The following is a 15,566-nucleotide window of genomic DNA, read 5'->3' on the forward strand; positions in this document are numbered from 1 at the left end:
TTATTCGTTTTTATGCTGCTTTAAATGTTGTAGTGCTTGCGCTATATCTTGAATTAAATCATCCGGATGTTCCAGTCCTATACAGAACCGCACCAACAGGCCATCTTTCAAATGTAAATGTTCCAGCACACGCATTTCTTTTAAGTTATATAACATGACCAGGCTGACCGGTCCCCCCCAGCTAAAGCCCAGCTTGAACAGGGTTAATGCATCACAGAATGCTCGAATATCGTTTAAATTGTATTGCGCATCAAAAATCACACTAACCAGTCCGGCGCTGTGACCCTCCTTGCAGATGTCTTTCCAGTATGCATGACCGGCACTGTCCGGATCAGCCGGATGCAGGACCTGAACCAGCTCTTTTTGCTGTTTTAGCCAGTTCAGCAAGGTCAGTGCTGATTGTGACTGTTGCTGGTAACGCAGCTGCATGGAGGCCAGACTGCGCTGGATTTGCGCCGTATCATCTCCGCTGACACAAATCCCCTGAATGGCATGCATCCGGAATAATTGATGATGGAGCTTCTGGTCACGCGTCACCACCGAGCCCATTAAAATATCGCCACCCCCGCTTGGATATTTGGTTAGCGCATGCACGGTCAGATCTACGCTTAAGTGGTCCTCGCCAAAATCAAAGGCATTAAAGGCCAGTCCTGCGCCCCAGGTATTGTCCAGCGCAGTCAAAATATTATGGGCTTGGGCTTTTTTTACCAGACCAATTAAGTCCGGAAACTCCAGTGTCACCGAACCAGCCGCTTCGAGCCATAACAGTTTGGCTTTATCGCTTGGGCTAAAGCTTTCTACCTCCAACGGGTTATAGACCTTGACGGCAATGCCATAACGCTGCTGCAGATTACGCAGATGCTCCATATTCGGACCATAAATATTGTCCGGAACCCAGACCTCATCACCCTGGCTTAACAAGCAGGAATTGACCAGATTAATCGCAGAGAGGCCGCTCGGCGCCAGCAGGTGATACAGACCGCCTTCGATCTGCGCGATGTGATCACCTAACGTAAAGGTCGTCGGCGTGCCATGCGTGCCATAACTATAGTCATAGGCATCGGTCCAGTGGCGATTAAACAGTGCATCGGTGTTGTTAAAAATAATCGTCGATGCACGATAGAGGGGAGGTTGAACCGTAGAAATCAGTTGAGGGGCTTTTCGTGGTGCATGAATCAGTTCGGTTTGCGGATTTTTTTTCACGACTTCGCTCAAATCAGGACAATCAATTGAATTTAGCTTAAGAGAAAAGGATCAGTTGTGCCATATCTGGCTGTATTTATTTGACTTTGAACACTCGGCGCTAAAGTTGGCTTCATTTTTGCAAAACCTAAAAGCATAGCTACAACAACAGGTTTCAGCGCATGGTGTCGCATTTAAAAGTACATTATTTTCAGCATATTGCTGGTGAAGGATTTGGAAGTTGTTATACGCATTTAAAACGGTTAAATGCAGAGATCAGTGCCACAGAATTTTTTGCCTTGCCGGTTGATTCAGCACTGGATATTGAAGCGCTGCCGCAGATCGAGGAGGTCGATTTGTTAATTGTCATGGGCGGCACCATGAGCGTTAATGATGAAGCCAATTTCCCCTGGTTAAAAATGGAAAAACGCTGGCTCAGGCGTTATTTGGCCATGGGAAAACCGGCCATTGGTCTGTGTCTGGGTGGGCAACTGATCGCCAATGCGCTGGGCGCGGCCGTCAGTCGCAATCCTGTACAGGAGCTGGGCTGGCACGAGGTACGCAAGGTTAGTCATGTGCCACCAGACTATTTTCAGTTGCCGGAGCAGTTTAATGTCATGCAGTGGCACAGTGAAAGCTTCGAGATTCCCAAAGGGGCTGTGCATCTGGCCGAAAATGATGCCTGTCGCAATCAGATGTATCAGATTGGCAAAAATGTACTGGGCTTTCAGTTTCACCCGGAAACCACGCCAGAAAGCCTGCAATTATTCCTGGAAGATGAAGAAGAGCTGGCCCTGTTTCAGGGACCTTATGTGCAATCGGTAGAGCAGCTGCAGCGCGCCAATAAAAATAAATTTATTCAAGGAAATCAGATATTAAATCAGGCGATAGATTATGTGTTACAGCAAACTGCAGCGCAGCGGCGGGCTGTATAATTATTAAACAATTGATTTGTCGAAATATTTGAAAAATGATGTAAAAAGCCACAAAAGGATTTGCTTATGCATTAAACAATCGTTATAATGGGCGACCCTTTGATATTAAGGGGGTTAACCGCGAAGAAAGTGGTTAACTATCGTTACAGTCGTGGCATCGATCACGACCTTAGTGATATTTCACTGCTCTTGACACTTGCCTTTATTAGTGGGGTGAGATGCGTCAAGAGTGATTCTTTATATATTTTGGCTTGGAGTTAACTGGTATGTCTAACCAGAGAATTCGTATCCGTCTTAAGTCTTTTGATCACCGTTTAATTGATCAATCTGCTCAAGAGATCGTAGAAACCGCTAAGCGTACTGGCGCACAAGTGTGTGGTCCAATCCCGATGCCTACTCGCATCGAACGCTTCAACGTTCTTACATCACCGCACGTTTACAAAGATGCGCGTGACCAATATGAGATCCGCACTTACAAACGTTTGATCGATATCGTTCAACCTACAGACAAAACTGTAGATGCATTGATGAAATTAGATCTTGCAGCTGGTGTTGATGTTCAGATCGCATTGGGTTAAGGCTTTCGGTTAATTAACGCTCTAAGTTAATTAAGCCGCTTTTTTAGAGGTTTATGCACATGGCTATTGGTTTAGTCGGTCGCAAGTGCGGTATGACCCGTATCTTTACAGATGCTGGTGTTTCTGTACCTGTTACAGTGATTGAGGTTGATCCTAACCGCATCACACAAATCAAAACGCTTGAAACTGATGGTTATCAAGCGATTCAAATCACTACTGGTGAACGTCGCGAATCTCGCGTAACTAACGCTCAGAAAGGTCACTTTGCGAAAGCGGGTGTTGCTGCTGGTCGTCTGGTTCAAGAATTCCGCGTTACAGAAGCTGAGCTTGAAGGTCGTGAAGTTGGTGGTACGCTTACTGTAGATTTGTTCACAGTTGGTCAAATCGTTGACGTAACTGGCACATCTAAAGGTAAAGGTTTCCAAGGTGGTGTTAAGCGTTGGAACTTCCGTACTCAAGACGCTACTCACGGTAACTCTGTTTCTCACCGTGTTCTAGGTTCTACAGGTCAAAACCAGACTCCTGGTCGCGTATTCAAAGGCAAAAAAATGGCTGGCCATTTAGGTGCTGAACGCGTAACTACACAGGGTCTTGAAATCGTTGCAATCGACACAGAGCGTTCAGTTCTAGTTGTTAAAGGCGCGGTTCCTGGTGCTACTGGTGGCGACGTAACTGTTCGTCCTACTATCAAGGCCTGAGGGGAAATAACGTGAATTTAAAAACTGTTTCCGGCTCTGCTGTTGAATTGTCTGAAGTAGCTTTCGGCCGTGAATTTAACGAAGCGCTTGTACACCAAGTTGTTACAGCTTACTTAGCTGGTGGTCGTCAAGGTTCTAAAGCTCAGAAGTCACGTGCAGACGTTTCTGGCGGTGGTAAAAAACCATTCCGTCAAAAAGGTACTGGCCGCGCTCGTGCTGGTTCTATTCGTAGCCCAATCTGGGTTGGCGGTGGTAAAACTTTTGCTGCTCGTCCACAAGACTGGTCTCAAAAAGTGAACCGTAAGATGTACCGCGGTGCAATGCAATGTATCTTAGCTGAACTTGTTCGCCAAGATCGTCTTGTATTAGTTGAAGAGTTTGCTGTTGAAGCGCCTAAAACTAAAGCATTGCTTGCAAAACTGAACGACTTGAATGCAACTCGCGCATTGATCGTTACTGAAGCTGTAGATGAGAATCTATACCTTGCAGCTCGCAACCTTCCACACGTTGATGTGGTTGACGCTACTGCAATCGATCCTGTTAGCTTGATCGCGTTCGATAAAGTTGTAATGTCTGTTGCTGCTGCTAAGAAAATTGAGGTAGAACTCGGATGAACAACGAACGTTTATATCAAGTCCTACAAGGACCTGTATTCTCAGAAAAAGCACAAGTTTTAGGTGAAACTGCTGGTGTTCAAGTGTTCAAGGTTGCATTAAATGCAAACAAGCTTGAAATCAAAAAAGCAGTGGAACAATTATTTGGTGTAGAAGTTGTTAAAGTTAACACGACTATCACTAAAGGTAAGACTAAACGCTTTGGTAAAACTATCGGACGTCGTTCTGATGTTAAAAAAGCATACGTCACCCTGAAAGCTGGCCAAGATGTTGAAATGGCTGACTTGGGCGATACCGCTGAAACCGCAGCGGAATAAGGACGAAAATTATGCCTATTCAAAAATGTAAGCCAACGTCTCCAGGACGTCGCTTTGTAGAGAAAGTGGTTCATGATCACCTTCACAAAGGCGCGCCATATGCTCCGTTGGTAGAAGCTAAAAAACGTACTGGTGGTCGTAACAACAACGGTCACATTACGACTCGTCACGTTGGTGGTGGCCACAAACAGCACTACCGTATCGTTGACTTCAAACGTAACAAAGACGGCATTCCTGCTGTAGTTGAGCGTATTGAATACGATCCTAACCGTACTGCGCACATCGCACTGCTGAAGTATGCTGACGGTGAGCGTCGTTATATTATTGCGCCTAAAGGCTTACGTGCTGGTGATAAAGTACAGTCTGGTAACGATGCTCCAATTCGTCCAGGTAACTGCTTGCCACTTCGCAACATGCCTATCGGTTCTACACTTCATAACATCGAACTTAAAATCGGTAAAGGCGCGCAGTTAGCTCGTTCAGCTGGTACTTCAGTTCAGTTGTTGGGTCGTGACGGTTCTTACGCTATCGTTCGTTTACGTTCTGGTGAAATGCGTAAAGTACACGTTGAATGTCGTGCTGTATTGGGTGAAGTTTCTAACTCAGAAAGCAACTTGCGTTCACTTGGTAAAGCAGGTGCTTCACGCTGGCGTGGCGTTCGTCCTACCGTACGTGGTATGGCGATGAACCCGGTTGACCACCCACACGGTGGTGGTGAAGGGCGTAACAAAGGTATTCAACCTGTAAGCCCATGGGGTCAAAAAGCTAAAGGGTACAAGACACGTACCAACAAGCGTACGACTAAGATGATTATTCGCGACCGTCGCGTTAAGTAACAAGTAAAGGAATCTGACTAATGCCTCGTTCATTGAAAAAAGGCCCATTCGTCGATGCGCACTTGTTCGCTAAGGTTGAAGCGGCTGTTGCGAGCAACTCTCGTAAGCCGATCAAAACTTGGTCGCGTCGTTCGATGATTCTTCCGGATTTTGTTGGTCTAACAATTTCTGTACACAATGGTCGTAACCACGTTCCAGTAATCGTTACTGAACACATGGTTGGCCATAAACTAGGTGAATTCGCGCCAACTCGTACCTATCGTGGTCACGGTGTTGACAAGAAGTCTAAACGTTAATAGGTGCTATGATGGAAGTAACTGCTAAATTACGCGGTGCCGCTATCTCGGCACAAAAGGCACGTTTGGTTGCAGACCTTATTCGCGGCAAATCTGTTGCGCATGCGCTTAACATCCTGAACTTCAGCAACAAAAAAGCTGCTGTACTGGTTAAAAAAGCGTTGGAATCTGCAATTGCAAATGCTGAACACAATAACAGTTTAGATGTAGACGACCTTAAAGTTTCTACGATCTACGTTGATGAAGGCATGAGCCTGAAACGTATTATGCCACGTGCTAAAGGCCGTGCAGATCGTATTACTAAGCGTACTTGTCACATCACCGTTAAGGTAGGGGTTTGATATGGGTCAGAAGGTTCATCCAATCGGTATCCGCCTAGGTGTTGTGAAACGTCATAACGCTAACTGGTATGCGAATCCGAAACAATACGCTGAATACTTGCTTAAAGACCTTCAAGTTCGTGAGTTTTTAACTAAAAAACTTAAGAACGCAATGGTAAGCAATATTCTTATCGAACGTCCGACAGGCGCTGCTAAAGTAACTATTAGCACTGCTCGTCCTGGTATCGTTATCGGTAAAAAAGGCGAAGACATTGAGAAATTACAGCGCGAACTTACCAACATTATGGGTGTTCCAGCGCAAGTAAGCATCAACGAAATCGATCGTCCAGACTTAGACGCACGTCTGGTTGCTGAAGCAATCGCTTCTCAATTAGAAAAGCGTGTAATGTTCCGTCGTGCTATGAAGCGTGCGGTTCAAAACACTATGCGTGCTGGTGCCAAAGGTATCAAAGTTGAAGTTTCTGGCCGTTTAGGCGGTGCTGAGATCGCTCGTACAGAATGGTATCGTGAAGGTCGTGTACCTCTACATACACTTCGTGCGGACATCGACTACGCGACTATGCGTGCTGAAACGACTTACGGTACGATTGGTGTTAAAGTTTGGATCTTCCGTGGTGAGATCTTGGGCGGCATGAAACAAGTCATGAACCCAGCTCCAGCTGAAGAACGTCCAGCTAAACGCGGTCGCGGTCGTGGTGAAGGTCAAGAGCGTCGTGGTCGTCGCAATGATCGTTCTGCTGAAAAAGGAGAATAATCCATGTTGCAACCTAAACGTACTAAGTTCCGTAAGGTTCAAAAAGGCCGTAACACTGGTCTAGCGCACCGTGGTAGTACTGTATCTTTCGGTTCTATCGCACTTAAAGCGACTGAACGTGGTCGTATGACTGCGCGTCAGATCGAAGCTGCGCGTCGTACAATCAGCCGTCGTGTTAAACGTGGTGGTAAGATCTTTATCCGTGTATTCCCGGACAAACCAATTACTGAAAAACCATTAGAAGTTCGTATGGGTAACGGTAAAGGTAACGTGGAATACTGGGTTTGCGAAATCAAACCAGGTAAGATCCTGTACGAAATGGAAGGTGTGAACGATGAATTAGCAACTGAAGCATTCAAGCTTGCTGCTGCTAAACTTCCGTTTAAAACCACTATCGTGACTCGGACGGTAATGTAATGAAAACTAAAGATCTACGTGAAAAGTCGGTAGAAGAGTTGAAAGCTTTGCTTGATGAGCAACAGCTTAACCAATTCCGTCTTCGTATGGCGAAAGCAACTGGTCAATTGGGCAAATCGCACGAAGTGCAAGTCGCTCGTAAAACTATTGCTCGTATTAAGACCCTCCTTACCGAAAAACAGGGGAACGGACAATGAGTGATAAAACAGTCCGCACGTTAACTGGCAAAGTTGTAAGCGACAAAATGGACAAGTCTATTGTTGTGCTTATTGAACGCCAAGTTCAACACCCGTTGTATGGCAAATTAATCCGCCGTTCAACAAAATTACATGCTCATGATGAGAACAACACAGCGAAAGCTGGTGATGTTGTAACCATTAAAGAAAGCCGCCCAATGTCTAAAACTAAGTCTTGGACTCTAGTTGAAGTTGTTGAAGCAGCTGCTGAGTAATTAACGTTCTTGTTGCATCATCGGTCAATTTCGAGTACTCTTTGAGCCTTTCGAAATTGTGACCGGTGATGCTCGGTTTTGGAGTAGGGCAATGATTCAAACCGAAACGATGCTCGACGTAGCAGACAACAGTGGTGCTCGCCGCGTACAATGTATTAAAGTACTTGGTGGTTCACATCGTCGTTATGCTTCTGTTGGCGACATTATTAAAGTTACTGTAAAAGAAGCAATTCCACGCGCACGTGTTAAAAAAGGTGACGTGATGAATGCTGTAGTTGTACGTACAAAATTCGGTATCCGTCGTCCAGATGGTTCTGTGATTCGTTTCGACGATAACGCAGCCGTTATTTTGAACAACAACAAAGCGCCGATTGCTACTCGTATTTTCGGACCAGTGACTCGTGAACTTCGTACTGAACAGTTCATGAAAATTATTTCATTGGCTCCTGAAGTTCTATAAGAGGCAATCATGGCTAAGATTAAAAAAGGCGATCAAGTAATCGTGATCGCAGGTAAAGAAAAAGGCAAACAGGGTACTGTTTTGTCAGTTTCTAATGACCGCGTTAAGGTTGAAGGCCTTAACCTGGTGAAGAAGCATCAAAAGCCGAACCGTGTTACTGGCGCTGAAGGCGGCATCGTAACTCAGGAAGCTTCGCTTCATATTTCAAACGTGGCAATTTTTAATGCTACAACCCAAAAGGCTGACCGTGTTGGTTACCAAACGATTGACGGCGTGAAAACTCGCGTTTACAAATCAAATGGTGAATCAGTGGCGGTAGCGAAGTAATAGGTTGAAATAGGCAATGGCCAGACTTAAAACACGTTACAACGACGAACTTAAAGCTCAATTACAAGAACAATTGGGTATTAAGAATGTGATGGAGATCCCTCGCATCACTAAAATCACTATCAACATGGGTGTTGGTGCAGCTGCAGCTGACAAGAAACTCCTTGATGGTGCTCTTTCTGATATGCAAGCTATCGCTGGTCAAAAACCAGTTCTTACGTTAGCTCGTAAATCTATCGCAGGTTTTAAAATCCGTGATGGTTGGCCGATTGGTTGTAAAGTTACTTTACGCGGCGAACGCATGTACGAATTCTTAGACCGTTTGATCTCTATCGCGATCCCTCGTATCCGTGACTTCCGTGGTTTCTCTGCGAAATCATTTGATGGTCGTGGTAACTACTCTATGGGTCTTAAAGAACAAATCGTTTTCCCTGAAATCGATTTCGATAAGATTGATCGTATTCGTGGTATGGATATTACCATCACTACGACTGCTCGCACCGATGACGAAGGCCGTGCGCTTATGCGTGCATTCGGCTTCCCGTTCAAATAAGAGGTCGATATGGCTAAGAAAAGTATGATTAATCGCGAATTGAAACGCGAAGCTACTGTTGCTAAATACGCTGCAAAACGTGCTGAATTAAAAGCTGTTATTGCAAACGTAAATGCAAGCGACGAAGAGCGTTTCGAAGCGATGATGAAGTTACAAGCATTACCACGTAATGCGTCTCCAGTGCGTCTTCGTAACCGTTGTGGTTTAACTGGTCGTCCTCATGGTTACTTCCGTAAGTTCGGTTTAAGCCGTAACAAATTACGTGACACAGTAATGCAAGGTGATGTACCTGGCGTTGTTAAGGCAAGCTGGTAAGGAGCGACTAGAATGAGTATGCAAGATACCGTTGCCGACATGTTAACTCGTGTTCGTAACGCACAAATGGCGAAGAAACAAACTGTTTCTATGCCTAACTCTAAGTTGAAAGTTGCGATTGCAAACGTACTTCAACAAGAAGGTTACATTGCCAATGTAGAAGTTGCTGACGTTGAAGGCAAAGCAACTCTTACTTTGACATTAAAGTATTTCGAAGGCAAACCAGTTATCGAAACTGTGAAACGCGTAAGCCGTCCTGGTCTACGTCAGTATCGCGGTAAAGATGCACTTCCAAGCGTTAAGCAAGGTTTAGGTATTGCAATTGTTTCTACAAGCAAAGGCATCATGACTGATCGCGCTGCACGTGCTGCGGGCGTTGGTGGTGAAGTTATTGCTTTTGTTTCTTAATAGGTGATTCCTCATGTCTCGTGTGGCTAAAGCCCCAGTAACTGTACCTAACGGTGTAACAGTTACTCAGAACGGCCGGCAGGTCGAAGTGAAAGGCAGCAAAGGTACATTGTCTTTCAACCTGCATGCGCTGGTCGAGCTAAAACAGGAAGATGGTACTCTTCAAGTTGCTCCAGTAAAAGAGTCGAAAGACGCTTGGATGCAAGCTGGTACTGCTCGCGCTGTATTAAACAACCTTGTAAAAGGTGTGAACGAAGGTTTCGAACGTAAGTTACAACTGATCGGTGTTGGTTATAAAGCTGCGGTTAAAGGTACTGTTGTTAACCTTAACCTTGGTTTCTCTCATCCAATCGATTACAGCCTTCCTGAAGGTGTAACTGCAGAAACTCCTACTGCAACTGAAATCATCCTGAAATCTGCTAACAAGCAATTATTAGGTCAGGTAGCAGCTGAGATCCGTGGTTACCGTCCACCAGAGCCATATAAAGGTAAAGGTGTTCGTTATTCTGACGAAGTTGTACTTCGTAAAGAAGCTAAGAAGAAATAAGGCGCGAGGTTCTTATGAACGAAAAGAAACAATCCCGTTTGCGTCGTGCGAAAAGCACACGCTTGCACATCCGTGCATTGGGTGCGACTCGTTTGTGTGTAAACCGCACTCCGCGTCACATCTATGCTCAAGTTATCTCAGCAGATGGTGGCAAAGTTTTAGCGCAAGCTTCTACTTTAGATGCTACTTTACGTGCTGGTACAACTGGTAACGTTGAAGCTGCCAAGAAAGTTGGTGCTTTAATCGCAGAACGTGCGAAAGCAGCTGGTGTAACTAAAGTTGCATTTGACCGTTCTGGTTTTAAATATCATGGTCGTATCAAAGCCTTGGCTGATGCTGCTCGTGAAAACGGCTTGGAGTTCTAATCATGGCTAAAGTTGAACAAAACGAAGGTCTTGTTGAAAAGCTGGTAGCCGTTGATCGTGTTGCCAAAGTTGTTAAGGGTGGTCGTATCTTCTCTTTCACAGCATTAACTGTTGTGGGTGACGGTAATGGTCGCGTAGGTTTTGGTCGTGGTAAAGCGCGTGAAGTTCCAGCTGCTATTTCTAAAGCACTTGAAGCTGCTCGTCGCAACATGATTACTGTTGACCTTGTTGACGGTACTGTTCAGCATCCTATTCATGCTCGTCACGGTGCAAGCCGCGTTTACATGCAACCTGCTTCTGAAGGTACTGGTGTAATTGCTGGTGGCGCTATGCGTGCAGTTCTAGAGGCTGTTGGCGTGCGTAACGTATTAACAAAATGTTATGGCTCTACAAATGCTGCGAACGTAGTAAACGCGACTTTCAACGGTCTGCGTGATATGACTTCTCCTGAGAAAGTCGCTGCGAAACGTGGTCTGACTGTAGAACAAATTCAAGGGTAATCAATCATGAAAACGATTAAAGTTACCCAGACTAAATCTGCATCGCACCGCTTGAAAAATCACAAGCTTTGCCTGAAAGGTTTAGGTCTGCGTCGTATTGGTCATACTGTAGAAGTGCAAGATACGCCTTCTAACCGTGGTATGATCAACCAAGTCTACTATATGGTTAGTGTAGAGGAATAAGCCATGACTCTGCGTTTAAATGAACTTGCACCTGCAGAAGGTGCTAAACGTGAAAACCGTCGTCTGGGCCGTGGTATCGGTTCTGGCGTAGGTAAGACTGGTGGCCGTGGTGTCAAAGGTCAAAAATCACGTAAGAGCGGTGGCGTACGTCCAGGTTTCGAAGGCGGTCAAACTGCGTTATATCGTCGTTTACCTAAATTCGGTTTCACTAGCCAAATCGCTTTAAAAACTGCTGAAGTACGTTTATCTGAGCTTGCTAAAGTTGAAGGCGACATCGTTAGCCTAGAAACTTTAAAAGCGGCGAACGTTGTGCGTAAAGACATGATCCGTGCGCGTATCGTACTTTCTGGTGAAATTACTCGTGCTTTCACTGTTCAAGGTGTTGCATTGACTAAAGGCGCTAAAGCTGCTGTTGAAGCTGCTGGCGGTAAAGTCGAGGAGTAATCTCCAGTGTCTATGTCTCCTAGTTCTTCAGGTCATGTACATATGATGAAAGGCCAACCATTTCACGTGAAATATCGTGAAATTATTCGCCGAATGATGTTTCTCATTGGTGCGTTATTGGTATTTCGACTAGGAGCGCATATTCCAGTACCAGGCATTAATAATGCCGCACTTGAAAATCTTTTTAATGCAAACTCAGGTACTATCCTGGGTTTGTTTAACATGTTTTCGGGTGGTGCATTAGAGCGAATGTCGATTCTTGCTCTCGGGATCATGCCCTACATCTCTGCGTCGATTATCGTGCAGCTGATGTCAACCGTGGTTCCTTCGCTGGAAGCTTTAAAGAAAGAAGGCGAGCAGGGCAAGCGTAAGATTAATCAATATACGCGCCAAGGTACCTTGTTCCTTGCCTTAGTACAGGCAATCGGGATGTGTGCAGGTCTGATCAGTCAAGGGATTACCTTAACGTCAGGTCTTGCGTTTTACGTTCCGGCAGTCACCTCGCTGGTGGCGGGTACAATGTTCCTGATGTGGTTGGGTGAACAGATTACCGAACGTGGGGTGGGCAATGGTATTTCCATGATCATCTTCGCCGGTATCGTTGCCGGATTGCCAAATCTGATTTTGCAATCGCTATCTTCAGTCGATAATGGTCAAACCAGCCTGATTGGTCTGGTGATTTTTGGTCTGTTGTCACTGGCGGTACTGGCAGCCATTGTGTTTATCGAGAAAGCGCAACGTCGTATTCCGGTAAACTATGCTCAAAAACAGCAAGGTCGTCGTGTATTTACTGCACAGCAAACCCATTTGCCATTAAAAATTAATATGGCAGGTGTGATTCCGGCAATTTTTGCCAGCTCTCTGCTGTTGTTCCCGGCCAGTCTGGGTCAATGGGTAGGAAGTGCGGATCCTGATGCAGGGATTATCAAGCGTAGCTTGCAAGATCTGGCACTCGTATTGTCGCCTGGACAGCCATTGTATTTGGTGCTCTTTGGTGCGTTAATTATCTTTTTCTGTTATTTCTATACCGCGCTAGTTTTTAGTCCGAAAGAAGTGTCAGAGAACTTGAAACGCAGCGGAGCTTATGTGCCTGGTATTCGCCCAGGTGAGCAAACTGCTCGTTACTTAGATCATATTCTCAATCGTTTGACCTTTATTGGTTCGATTTATATCACAGTGGTCTGCTTGATGCCGATGGTATTGCAGAGCTCGTTTGGTATTCCATTCTATTTGGGTGGTACCTCATTATTGATCGTTGTGGTAGTCGTGATGGACTTTATGGCTCAGCTTCAAGCACATCTCACCTCGCACCAGTACGATAATCAAACGTTAATGAGAAAAACGACTGCTCATCCTAAGGGATAAGCGCACTTAGAGGTTTCATCATGAAAGTACAAGCTTCTGTAAAGAAAATTTGTGGTAGCTGTAAAGTTATCCGTCGTAATGGGGTTATCCGCGTAATTTGCAGCGCAGAACCTCGTCATAAGCAGCGTCAAGGTTAATCTGATCAAGACCTGTTGATTTCAGTAGGCTAATTAGGTTATTATCCGCCCCTCAAGATTTTTGTGGGGCGGTTGATTATCTTAACTGCCTTTTTGGAGAAAATTGAATGGCTCGTATTGCCGGTGTAAACATTCCGGATAACAAGCATGCTGTTATCTCTCTAACGTACATCTTTGGTATTGGTCGCCACACTGCTAAGAACATCTTAGCTGCTGCTGGTATCGCTACTACCACTAAGATCCGTGAATTAGATGACGCTCAGCTTGATGCGATTCGTGCAGAAGTTGCTAAGGTTCCGACCGAAGGTGACTTACGTCGCGAAATTTCCATGAACATTAAACGTTTAATGGATTTAGGCTGCTACCGCGGTCTTCGTCATCGTCGCAGCTTGCCTGTCCGTGGTCAACGCACCAAAACTAACGCACGTACCCGTAAAGGTCCGCGCAAACCAATTAAGAAATAAGATTTCTGGAAGCTAAAAGATGGCTAAAGATACTCGCACACGCAAGAAGGTCACCCGTACCGTCTCTGAAGGTGTTGCACACATTCACGCTTCTTTTAATAACACCATTGTGACTATTACCGATCGTCAAGGTAATGCACTGGCTTGGGCCACTTCAGGTGGACAAGGCTTCCGTGGATCACGTAAATCAACTCCGTTTGCTGCTCAGGTAGCTGCTGAAGTTGCTGGTAAAGCTGCTTTAGATTACGGTTTGAAAAACTTGGACGTCCTTGTAAAAGGTCCTGGTCCAGGTCGTGAGTCTGCGGTTCGTGCATTAGGTGCAGTGGGTTATAAAATTAACAGCATTACCGATGTGACTCCAATTCCTCACAACGGTTGCCGTCCACCTAAAAAACGTCGCGTGTAAGGAGAAACATTCATGGCTCGTTATATTGGTCCAAAATGCAAACTCTCTCGCCGCGAAGGGACAGACCTGCAACTAAAATCTGGCGTTAAACCATTTGACGTCAAAACTAAAAAACACGCTAAAGCTCCTGGTCAACATGGCCAAGCGCGCGGCAAACAATCTGAGTATTCACTACAATTACGTGAAAAACAAAAAGTACGTCGTATGTACGGTGTTTTAGAGCGTCAATTTAGTAATTACTATAAAGAAGCAGCTCGTGTTAAAGGCGCAACAGGTGAAAACTTGTTGAAATTGCTTGAAAGCCGTCTTGATAACGTCGTTTATCGCATGGGTTTTGGTTCTACACGTGCAGAAGCTCGTCAGCTTGTATCTCACCGTAGCATTACTTTGAATGGCCGTCGTGTTAACATCGCGTCTATCCAAGTTAAAGCTGGTGACGTGATCGCAGTTCACGAAGGTGCTAAACAACAATTACGTATCAAAAACGCAATTGAATTAGCTGCTCAACGTGGTATCCCTTCTTGGATGGAAGTTGATCACGCTAAATTAGAAGGTACGTTCAAAGCTGCACCAGATCGTTCTGATTTACCTGCTGAAATCAACGAAAGCTTGATTGTAGAATTGTATTCTAAATAATCCTTGAGGTAGCAATAATGACGCGTACTGCAAATGAGTTTCTAACTCCGCAAGCGATCAAGGTCGAAGCGGTTAGCGGGACCTCGGCAAAAGTTATTCTGGAACCATTAGAGCGTGGCTTTGGTCATACTCTTGGTAATGCTTTACGTCGCATCCTTCTTTCTTCTTTACCTGGCGCAGCTGTGGTTGAAGTTGAAATTGAGGGTGTTGAGCACGAGTACAGTACCTTAGAAGGCTTGCAGCAGGACATCGTCGAGCTCTTGCTGAACCTGAAAGGATTGTCTATTAAGCTATTCGATCAAAATGAAGCTTATTTGACATTGGAAAAACAAGGTCCAGGTGACGTTACTGCAGCTGACCTTCGTTTACCGCACAATGTTGAAGTGGTTAACCCTGAACACTTGATCGGCACTTTAAGTGCATCAGGCGCGTTAAAAATGCGTTTGAAGGTGGCTCAAGGCCGTGGTTATGAAACATCTGACTCACGTTTCCCTGAAGGCGAAACTCGCCCAGTGGGTCGTTTACAGTTAGATGCTTCTTATAGCCCGATCAAACGTGTGTCATACATCGTAGAAAATGCGCGTGTAGAACAACGTACTGACCTTGACAAGCTGATCATTGATCTTGAAACCAACGGTACTGTTGATCCTGAAGAAGCAATCCGCAAAGCGGCAACAATCTTGCAACAACAAATTGCAATCTTTGTTGACCTTCAGAAAGATCAGGCACCTGTGGCTCAAGAACCTCGTGAAGAAGTTGACCCAATTTTGCTTCGTCCAGTAGATGATCTAGAGCTTACTGTTCGTTCTGCTAACTGTTTGAAAGCAGAAAATATTTACTACATTGGTGATCTTGTACAGCGCACCGAGGTTGAGTTACTTAAAACACCTAACCTGGGTAAAAAATCGCTTACTGAGATCAAAGATGTTCTGGCATCGAAAGGCTTGCAGCTCGGCATGCGTTTAGAGAACTGGCCACCAGCTAGTCTCCGCATGGACGACCGCTTCGCTTATCGTAGCCGTTAATTAAGTAGGACT

At 45.2% G+C, this 15,566-nt stretch carries 29 protein-coding genes; 28 read left to right on the top strand and 1 reads right to left on the bottom strand.

What is annotated here, in order from left to right; genetic code table 11:
- A complete protein-coding gene (locus FTU86_RS06955; RefSeq protein WP_168417095.1) occupies positions 1 to 1,203 on the bottom strand; it encodes a PLP-dependent transferase in 1,203 nt (400 codons plus the stop codon).
- A 161-nt stretch (positions 1,204 to 1,364) separates the two neighbouring features.
- Between FTU86_RS06955 and FTU86_RS06960 the strand changes: the two genes are divergently transcribed.
- The 28 genes from FTU86_RS06960 (at position 1,365) to FTU86_RS07095 (ending at position 15,554) form a co-directional block, all read left to right on the top strand.
- Positions 1,365 to 2,117 (top strand): type 1 glutamine amidotransferase, encoded by a 753-nt coding sequence (locus tag FTU86_RS06960; protein WP_180036543.1) that lies wholly within the window; start codon positions 1,365 to 1,367, stop codon positions 2,115 to 2,117.
- Between the two features lie 266 nt (positions 2,118 to 2,383).
- On the top strand, positions 2,384 to 2,695 hold the full coding sequence (gene rpsJ, locus FTU86_RS06965) for a 30S ribosomal protein S10 (RefSeq protein WP_005180291.1): 312 nt from the start codon (positions 2,384 to 2,386) through the stop codon (positions 2,693 to 2,695).
- A gap of 59 nt (positions 2,696 to 2,754) precedes the next feature.
- A complete protein-coding gene (gene rplC, locus FTU86_RS06970) occupies positions 2,755 to 3,393 on the top strand; it encodes a 50S ribosomal protein L3 (RefSeq protein ID WP_005180289.1) in 639 nt (212 codons plus the stop codon).
- Positions 3,394 to 3,404: 11 nt separating this feature from the next.
- Positions 3,405 to 4,007: a 50S ribosomal protein L4 gene (gene rplD, locus FTU86_RS06975; RefSeq protein ID WP_005180287.1), complete on the top strand. Its 603-nt coding sequence runs from the start codon at positions 3,405 to 3,407 to the stop codon at positions 4,005 to 4,007.
- Positions 4,004 to 4,324, top strand: a complete 321-nt coding sequence (rplW, locus tag FTU86_RS06980; RefSeq protein ID WP_005180285.1) for a 50S ribosomal protein L23 — start codon at positions 4,004 to 4,006, stop codon at positions 4,322 to 4,324. The genes rplD and rplW overlap by 4 nt, the downstream gene beginning before the upstream one ends.
- Before the next feature lie 11 nt (positions 4,325 to 4,335).
- Complete coding sequence (gene rplB, locus FTU86_RS06985; protein WP_005180283.1) at positions 4,336 to 5,160, top strand: 50S ribosomal protein L2; 825 nt, start codon at positions 4,336 to 4,338, stop codon at positions 5,158 to 5,160.
- Positions 5,161 to 5,180: 20 nt separating this feature from the next.
- Positions 5,181 to 5,456 carry a 30S ribosomal protein S19 gene (rpsS, locus tag FTU86_RS06990; protein ID WP_001138119.1) on the top strand — a complete coding sequence of 92 codons (276 nt, stop codon included), beginning with the start codon at positions 5,181 to 5,183 and terminating at the stop codon, positions 5,454 to 5,456.
- Positions 5,457 to 5,467: 11 nt separating this feature from the next.
- Positions 5,468 to 5,797 (top strand): 50S ribosomal protein L22, encoded by a 330-nt coding sequence (gene rplV, locus FTU86_RS06995; protein ID WP_001982638.1) that lies wholly within the window; start codon positions 5,468 to 5,470, stop codon positions 5,795 to 5,797.
- A gap of 1 nt (position 5,798) precedes the next feature.
- Positions 5,799 to 6,551 (top strand): 30S ribosomal protein S3, encoded by a 753-nt coding sequence (gene rpsC / locus FTU86_RS07000; protein ID WP_005180281.1) that lies wholly within the window; start codon positions 5,799 to 5,801, stop codon positions 6,549 to 6,551.
- A 3-nt stretch (positions 6,552 to 6,554) separates the two neighbouring features.
- Positions 6,555 to 6,968: a 50S ribosomal protein L16 gene (gene rplP / locus FTU86_RS07005; protein WP_005180280.1), complete on the top strand. Its 414-nt coding sequence runs from the start codon at positions 6,555 to 6,557 to the stop codon at positions 6,966 to 6,968.
- The gene (rpmC, locus tag FTU86_RS07010; RefSeq protein WP_000849928.1) at positions 6,968 to 7,165 is read left to right on the top strand and encodes a 50S ribosomal protein L29; all 198 of its coding nucleotides are present in this window, start codon (positions 6,968 to 6,970) and stop codon (positions 7,163 to 7,165) included. Before rplP ends, rpmC begins: the two co-directional genes overlap by 1 nt.
- Positions 7,162 to 7,419 carry a 30S ribosomal protein S17 gene (gene rpsQ / locus FTU86_RS07015; RefSeq protein ID WP_127799333.1) on the top strand — a complete coding sequence of 86 codons (258 nt, stop codon included), beginning with the start codon at positions 7,162 to 7,164 and terminating at the stop codon, positions 7,417 to 7,419. Before rpmC ends, rpsQ begins: the two co-directional genes overlap by 4 nt.
- Positions 7,420 to 7,510: 91 nt before the next feature.
- The gene (gene rplN, locus FTU86_RS07020) at positions 7,511 to 7,879 is read left to right on the top strand and encodes a 50S ribosomal protein L14 (protein WP_001982634.1); all 369 of its coding nucleotides are present in this window, start codon (positions 7,511 to 7,513) and stop codon (positions 7,877 to 7,879) included.
- Between the two features lie 9 nt (positions 7,880 to 7,888).
- Positions 7,889 to 8,206: a 50S ribosomal protein L24 gene (gene rplX, locus FTU86_RS07025; RefSeq protein ID WP_005180274.1), complete on the top strand. Its 318-nt coding sequence runs from the start codon at positions 7,889 to 7,891 to the stop codon at positions 8,204 to 8,206.
- A gap of 16 nt (positions 8,207 to 8,222) precedes the next feature.
- Entirely contained in the window at positions 8,223 to 8,759 is a 537-nt protein-coding gene (gene rplE / locus FTU86_RS07030) for a 50S ribosomal protein L5 (RefSeq protein ID WP_005180272.1), read from the top strand.
- Between the two features lie 9 nt (positions 8,760 to 8,768).
- Positions 8,769 to 9,074 carry a 30S ribosomal protein S14 gene (gene rpsN / locus FTU86_RS07035; RefSeq protein ID WP_005180266.1) on the top strand — a complete coding sequence of 102 codons (306 nt, stop codon included), beginning with the start codon at positions 8,769 to 8,771 and terminating at the stop codon, positions 9,072 to 9,074.
- A 12-nt stretch (positions 9,075 to 9,086) separates the two neighbouring features.
- Positions 9,087 to 9,482: a 30S ribosomal protein S8 gene (rpsH, locus tag FTU86_RS07040; protein WP_005180264.1), complete on the top strand. Its 396-nt coding sequence runs from the start codon at positions 9,087 to 9,089 to the stop codon at positions 9,480 to 9,482.
- A gap of 13 nt (positions 9,483 to 9,495) precedes the next feature.
- Complete coding sequence (rplF, locus tag FTU86_RS07045) at positions 9,496 to 10,029, top strand: 50S ribosomal protein L6 (protein WP_005180261.1); 534 nt, start codon at positions 9,496 to 9,498, stop codon at positions 10,027 to 10,029.
- 14 nt (positions 10,030 to 10,043) lie between these two features.
- Positions 10,044 to 10,394 (top strand): 50S ribosomal protein L18, encoded by a 351-nt coding sequence (gene rplR, locus FTU86_RS07050; RefSeq protein WP_005180260.1) that lies wholly within the window; start codon positions 10,044 to 10,046, stop codon positions 10,392 to 10,394.
- Between the two features lie 2 nt (positions 10,395 to 10,396).
- Entirely contained in the window at positions 10,397 to 10,894 is a 498-nt protein-coding gene (gene rpsE / locus FTU86_RS07055) for a 30S ribosomal protein S5 (RefSeq protein ID WP_005180258.1), read from the top strand.
- 6 nt (positions 10,895 to 10,900) lie between these two features.
- A complete protein-coding gene (rpmD, locus tag FTU86_RS07060; protein ID WP_005180256.1) occupies positions 10,901 to 11,077 on the top strand; it encodes a 50S ribosomal protein L30 in 177 nt (58 codons plus the stop codon).
- Between the two features lie 3 nt (positions 11,078 to 11,080).
- Positions 11,081 to 11,521, top strand: coding sequence for a 50S ribosomal protein L15 (rplO, locus tag FTU86_RS07065; RefSeq protein WP_005180254.1), 441 nt, complete (start codon positions 11,081 to 11,083; stop codon positions 11,519 to 11,521).
- A 45-nt stretch (positions 11,522 to 11,566) separates the two neighbouring features.
- The gene (gene secY / locus FTU86_RS07070) at positions 11,567 to 12,886 is read left to right on the top strand and encodes a preprotein translocase subunit SecY (RefSeq protein WP_171065119.1); all 1,320 of its coding nucleotides are present in this window, start codon (positions 11,567 to 11,569) and stop codon (positions 12,884 to 12,886) included.
- Between the two features lie 20 nt (positions 12,887 to 12,906).
- Entirely contained in the window at positions 12,907 to 13,023 is a 117-nt protein-coding gene (rpmJ, locus tag FTU86_RS07075) for a 50S ribosomal protein L36 (RefSeq protein ID WP_000867907.1), read from the top strand.
- A 107-nt stretch (positions 13,024 to 13,130) separates the two neighbouring features.
- Positions 13,131 to 13,487 (top strand): 30S ribosomal protein S13, encoded by a 357-nt coding sequence (rpsM, locus tag FTU86_RS07080; RefSeq protein WP_005012957.1) that lies wholly within the window; start codon positions 13,131 to 13,133, stop codon positions 13,485 to 13,487.
- Positions 13,488 to 13,506: 19 nt separating this feature from the next.
- Positions 13,507 to 13,893 carry a 30S ribosomal protein S11 gene (gene rpsK, locus FTU86_RS07085; RefSeq protein WP_001040166.1) on the top strand — a complete coding sequence of 129 codons (387 nt, stop codon included), beginning with the start codon at positions 13,507 to 13,509 and terminating at the stop codon, positions 13,891 to 13,893.
- Positions 13,894 to 13,905: 12 nt separating this feature from the next.
- The gene (gene rpsD, locus FTU86_RS07090; protein WP_016658534.1) at positions 13,906 to 14,529 is read left to right on the top strand and encodes a 30S ribosomal protein S4; all 624 of its coding nucleotides are present in this window, start codon (positions 13,906 to 13,908) and stop codon (positions 14,527 to 14,529) included.
- Between the two features lie 17 nt (positions 14,530 to 14,546).
- Positions 14,547 to 15,554, top strand: coding sequence for a DNA-directed RNA polymerase subunit alpha (locus tag FTU86_RS07095; RefSeq protein ID WP_005180245.1), 1,008 nt, complete (start codon positions 14,547 to 14,549; stop codon positions 15,552 to 15,554).
- Positions 15,555 to 15,566: the final 12 nt, after the last annotated feature.

Source organism: Acinetobacter sp. YH12155 (genome assembly GCF_013418255.1).
Lineage (GTDB): Bacteria > Pseudomonadota > Gammaproteobacteria > Pseudomonadales > Moraxellaceae > Acinetobacter > Acinetobacter indicus.

What these genes read in the sequence shown, in the direction of transcription:
- rpsC (WP_005180281.1), top strand. Translation starts at nt 5,799, where the DNA reads ATGGGTCAGAAGGTTCATCCAATCGGTATCCGCCTAGGTGTTGTGAAA.
- rpmJ (WP_000867907.1), top strand. Translation starts at nt 12,907, where the DNA reads ATGAAAGTACAAGCTTCTGTAAAGAAAATTTGTGGTAGCTGTAAAGTT.
- rpsN (WP_005180266.1), top strand. Translation starts at nt 8,769, where the DNA reads ATGGCTAAGAAAAGTATGATTAATCGCGAATTGAAACGCGAAGCTACT.
- rpmC (WP_000849928.1), top strand. Translation starts at nt 6,968, where the DNA reads ATGAAAACTAAAGATCTACGTGAAAAGTCGGTAGAAGAGTTGAAAGCT.
- secY (WP_171065119.1), top strand. Translation starts at nt 11,567, where the DNA reads ATGAAAGGCCAACCATTTCACGTGAAATATCGTGAAATTATTCGCCGA.
- rplB (WP_005180283.1), top strand. Translation starts at nt 4,336, where the DNA reads ATGCCTATTCAAAAATGTAAGCCAACGTCTCCAGGACGTCGCTTTGTA.
- rplV (WP_001982638.1), top strand. Translation starts at nt 5,468, where the DNA reads ATGGAAGTAACTGCTAAATTACGCGGTGCCGCTATCTCGGCACAAAAG.
- FTU86_RS06960 (WP_180036543.1), top strand. Translation starts at nt 1,365, where the DNA reads ATGGTGTCGCATTTAAAAGTACATTATTTTCAGCATATTGCTGGTGAA.
- rplO (WP_005180254.1), top strand. Translation starts at nt 11,081, where the DNA reads ATGACTCTGCGTTTAAATGAACTTGCACCTGCAGAAGGTGCTAAACGT.
- rplP (WP_005180280.1), top strand. Translation starts at nt 6,555, where the DNA reads ATGTTGCAACCTAAACGTACTAAGTTCCGTAAGGTTCAAAAAGGCCGT.
- rplX (WP_005180274.1), top strand. Translation starts at nt 7,889, where the DNA reads ATGGCTAAGATTAAAAAAGGCGATCAAGTAATCGTGATCGCAGGTAAA.
- rplN (WP_001982634.1), top strand. Translation starts at nt 7,511, where the DNA reads ATGATTCAAACCGAAACGATGCTCGACGTAGCAGACAACAGTGGTGCT.
- rpsM (WP_005012957.1), top strand. Translation starts at nt 13,131, where the DNA reads ATGGCTCGTATTGCCGGTGTAAACATTCCGGATAACAAGCATGCTGTT.
- FTU86_RS07095 (WP_005180245.1), top strand. Translation starts at nt 14,547, where the DNA reads ATGACGCGTACTGCAAATGAGTTTCTAACTCCGCAAGCGATCAAGGTC.
- rpmD (WP_005180256.1), top strand. Translation starts at nt 10,901, where the DNA reads ATGAAAACGATTAAAGTTACCCAGACTAAATCTGCATCGCACCGCTTG.
- rpsD (WP_016658534.1), top strand. Translation starts at nt 13,906, where the DNA reads ATGGCTCGTTATATTGGTCCAAAATGCAAACTCTCTCGCCGCGAAGGG.
- rplC (WP_005180289.1), top strand. Translation starts at nt 2,755, where the DNA reads ATGGCTATTGGTTTAGTCGGTCGCAAGTGCGGTATGACCCGTATCTTT.
- rpsQ (WP_127799333.1), top strand. Translation starts at nt 7,162, where the DNA reads ATGAGTGATAAAACAGTCCGCACGTTAACTGGCAAAGTTGTAAGCGAC.
- rplF (WP_005180261.1), top strand. Translation starts at nt 9,496, where the DNA reads ATGTCTCGTGTGGCTAAAGCCCCAGTAACTGTACCTAACGGTGTAACA.
- rpsH (WP_005180264.1), top strand. Translation starts at nt 9,087, where the DNA reads ATGAGTATGCAAGATACCGTTGCCGACATGTTAACTCGTGTTCGTAAC.
- rplW (WP_005180285.1), top strand. Translation starts at nt 4,004, where the DNA reads ATGAACAACGAACGTTTATATCAAGTCCTACAAGGACCTGTATTCTCA.
- rplE (WP_005180272.1), top strand. Translation starts at nt 8,223, where the DNA reads ATGGCCAGACTTAAAACACGTTACAACGACGAACTTAAAGCTCAATTA.
- rpsK (WP_001040166.1), top strand. Translation starts at nt 13,507, where the DNA reads ATGGCTAAAGATACTCGCACACGCAAGAAGGTCACCCGTACCGTCTCT.
- rpsS (WP_001138119.1), top strand. Translation starts at nt 5,181, where the DNA reads ATGCCTCGTTCATTGAAAAAAGGCCCATTCGTCGATGCGCACTTGTTC.
- rpsJ (WP_005180291.1), top strand. Translation starts at nt 2,384, where the DNA reads ATGTCTAACCAGAGAATTCGTATCCGTCTTAAGTCTTTTGATCACCGT.
- rplR (WP_005180260.1), top strand. Translation starts at nt 10,044, where the DNA reads ATGAACGAAAAGAAACAATCCCGTTTGCGTCGTGCGAAAAGCACACGC.
- rpsE (WP_005180258.1), top strand. Translation starts at nt 10,397, where the DNA reads ATGGCTAAAGTTGAACAAAACGAAGGTCTTGTTGAAAAGCTGGTAGCC.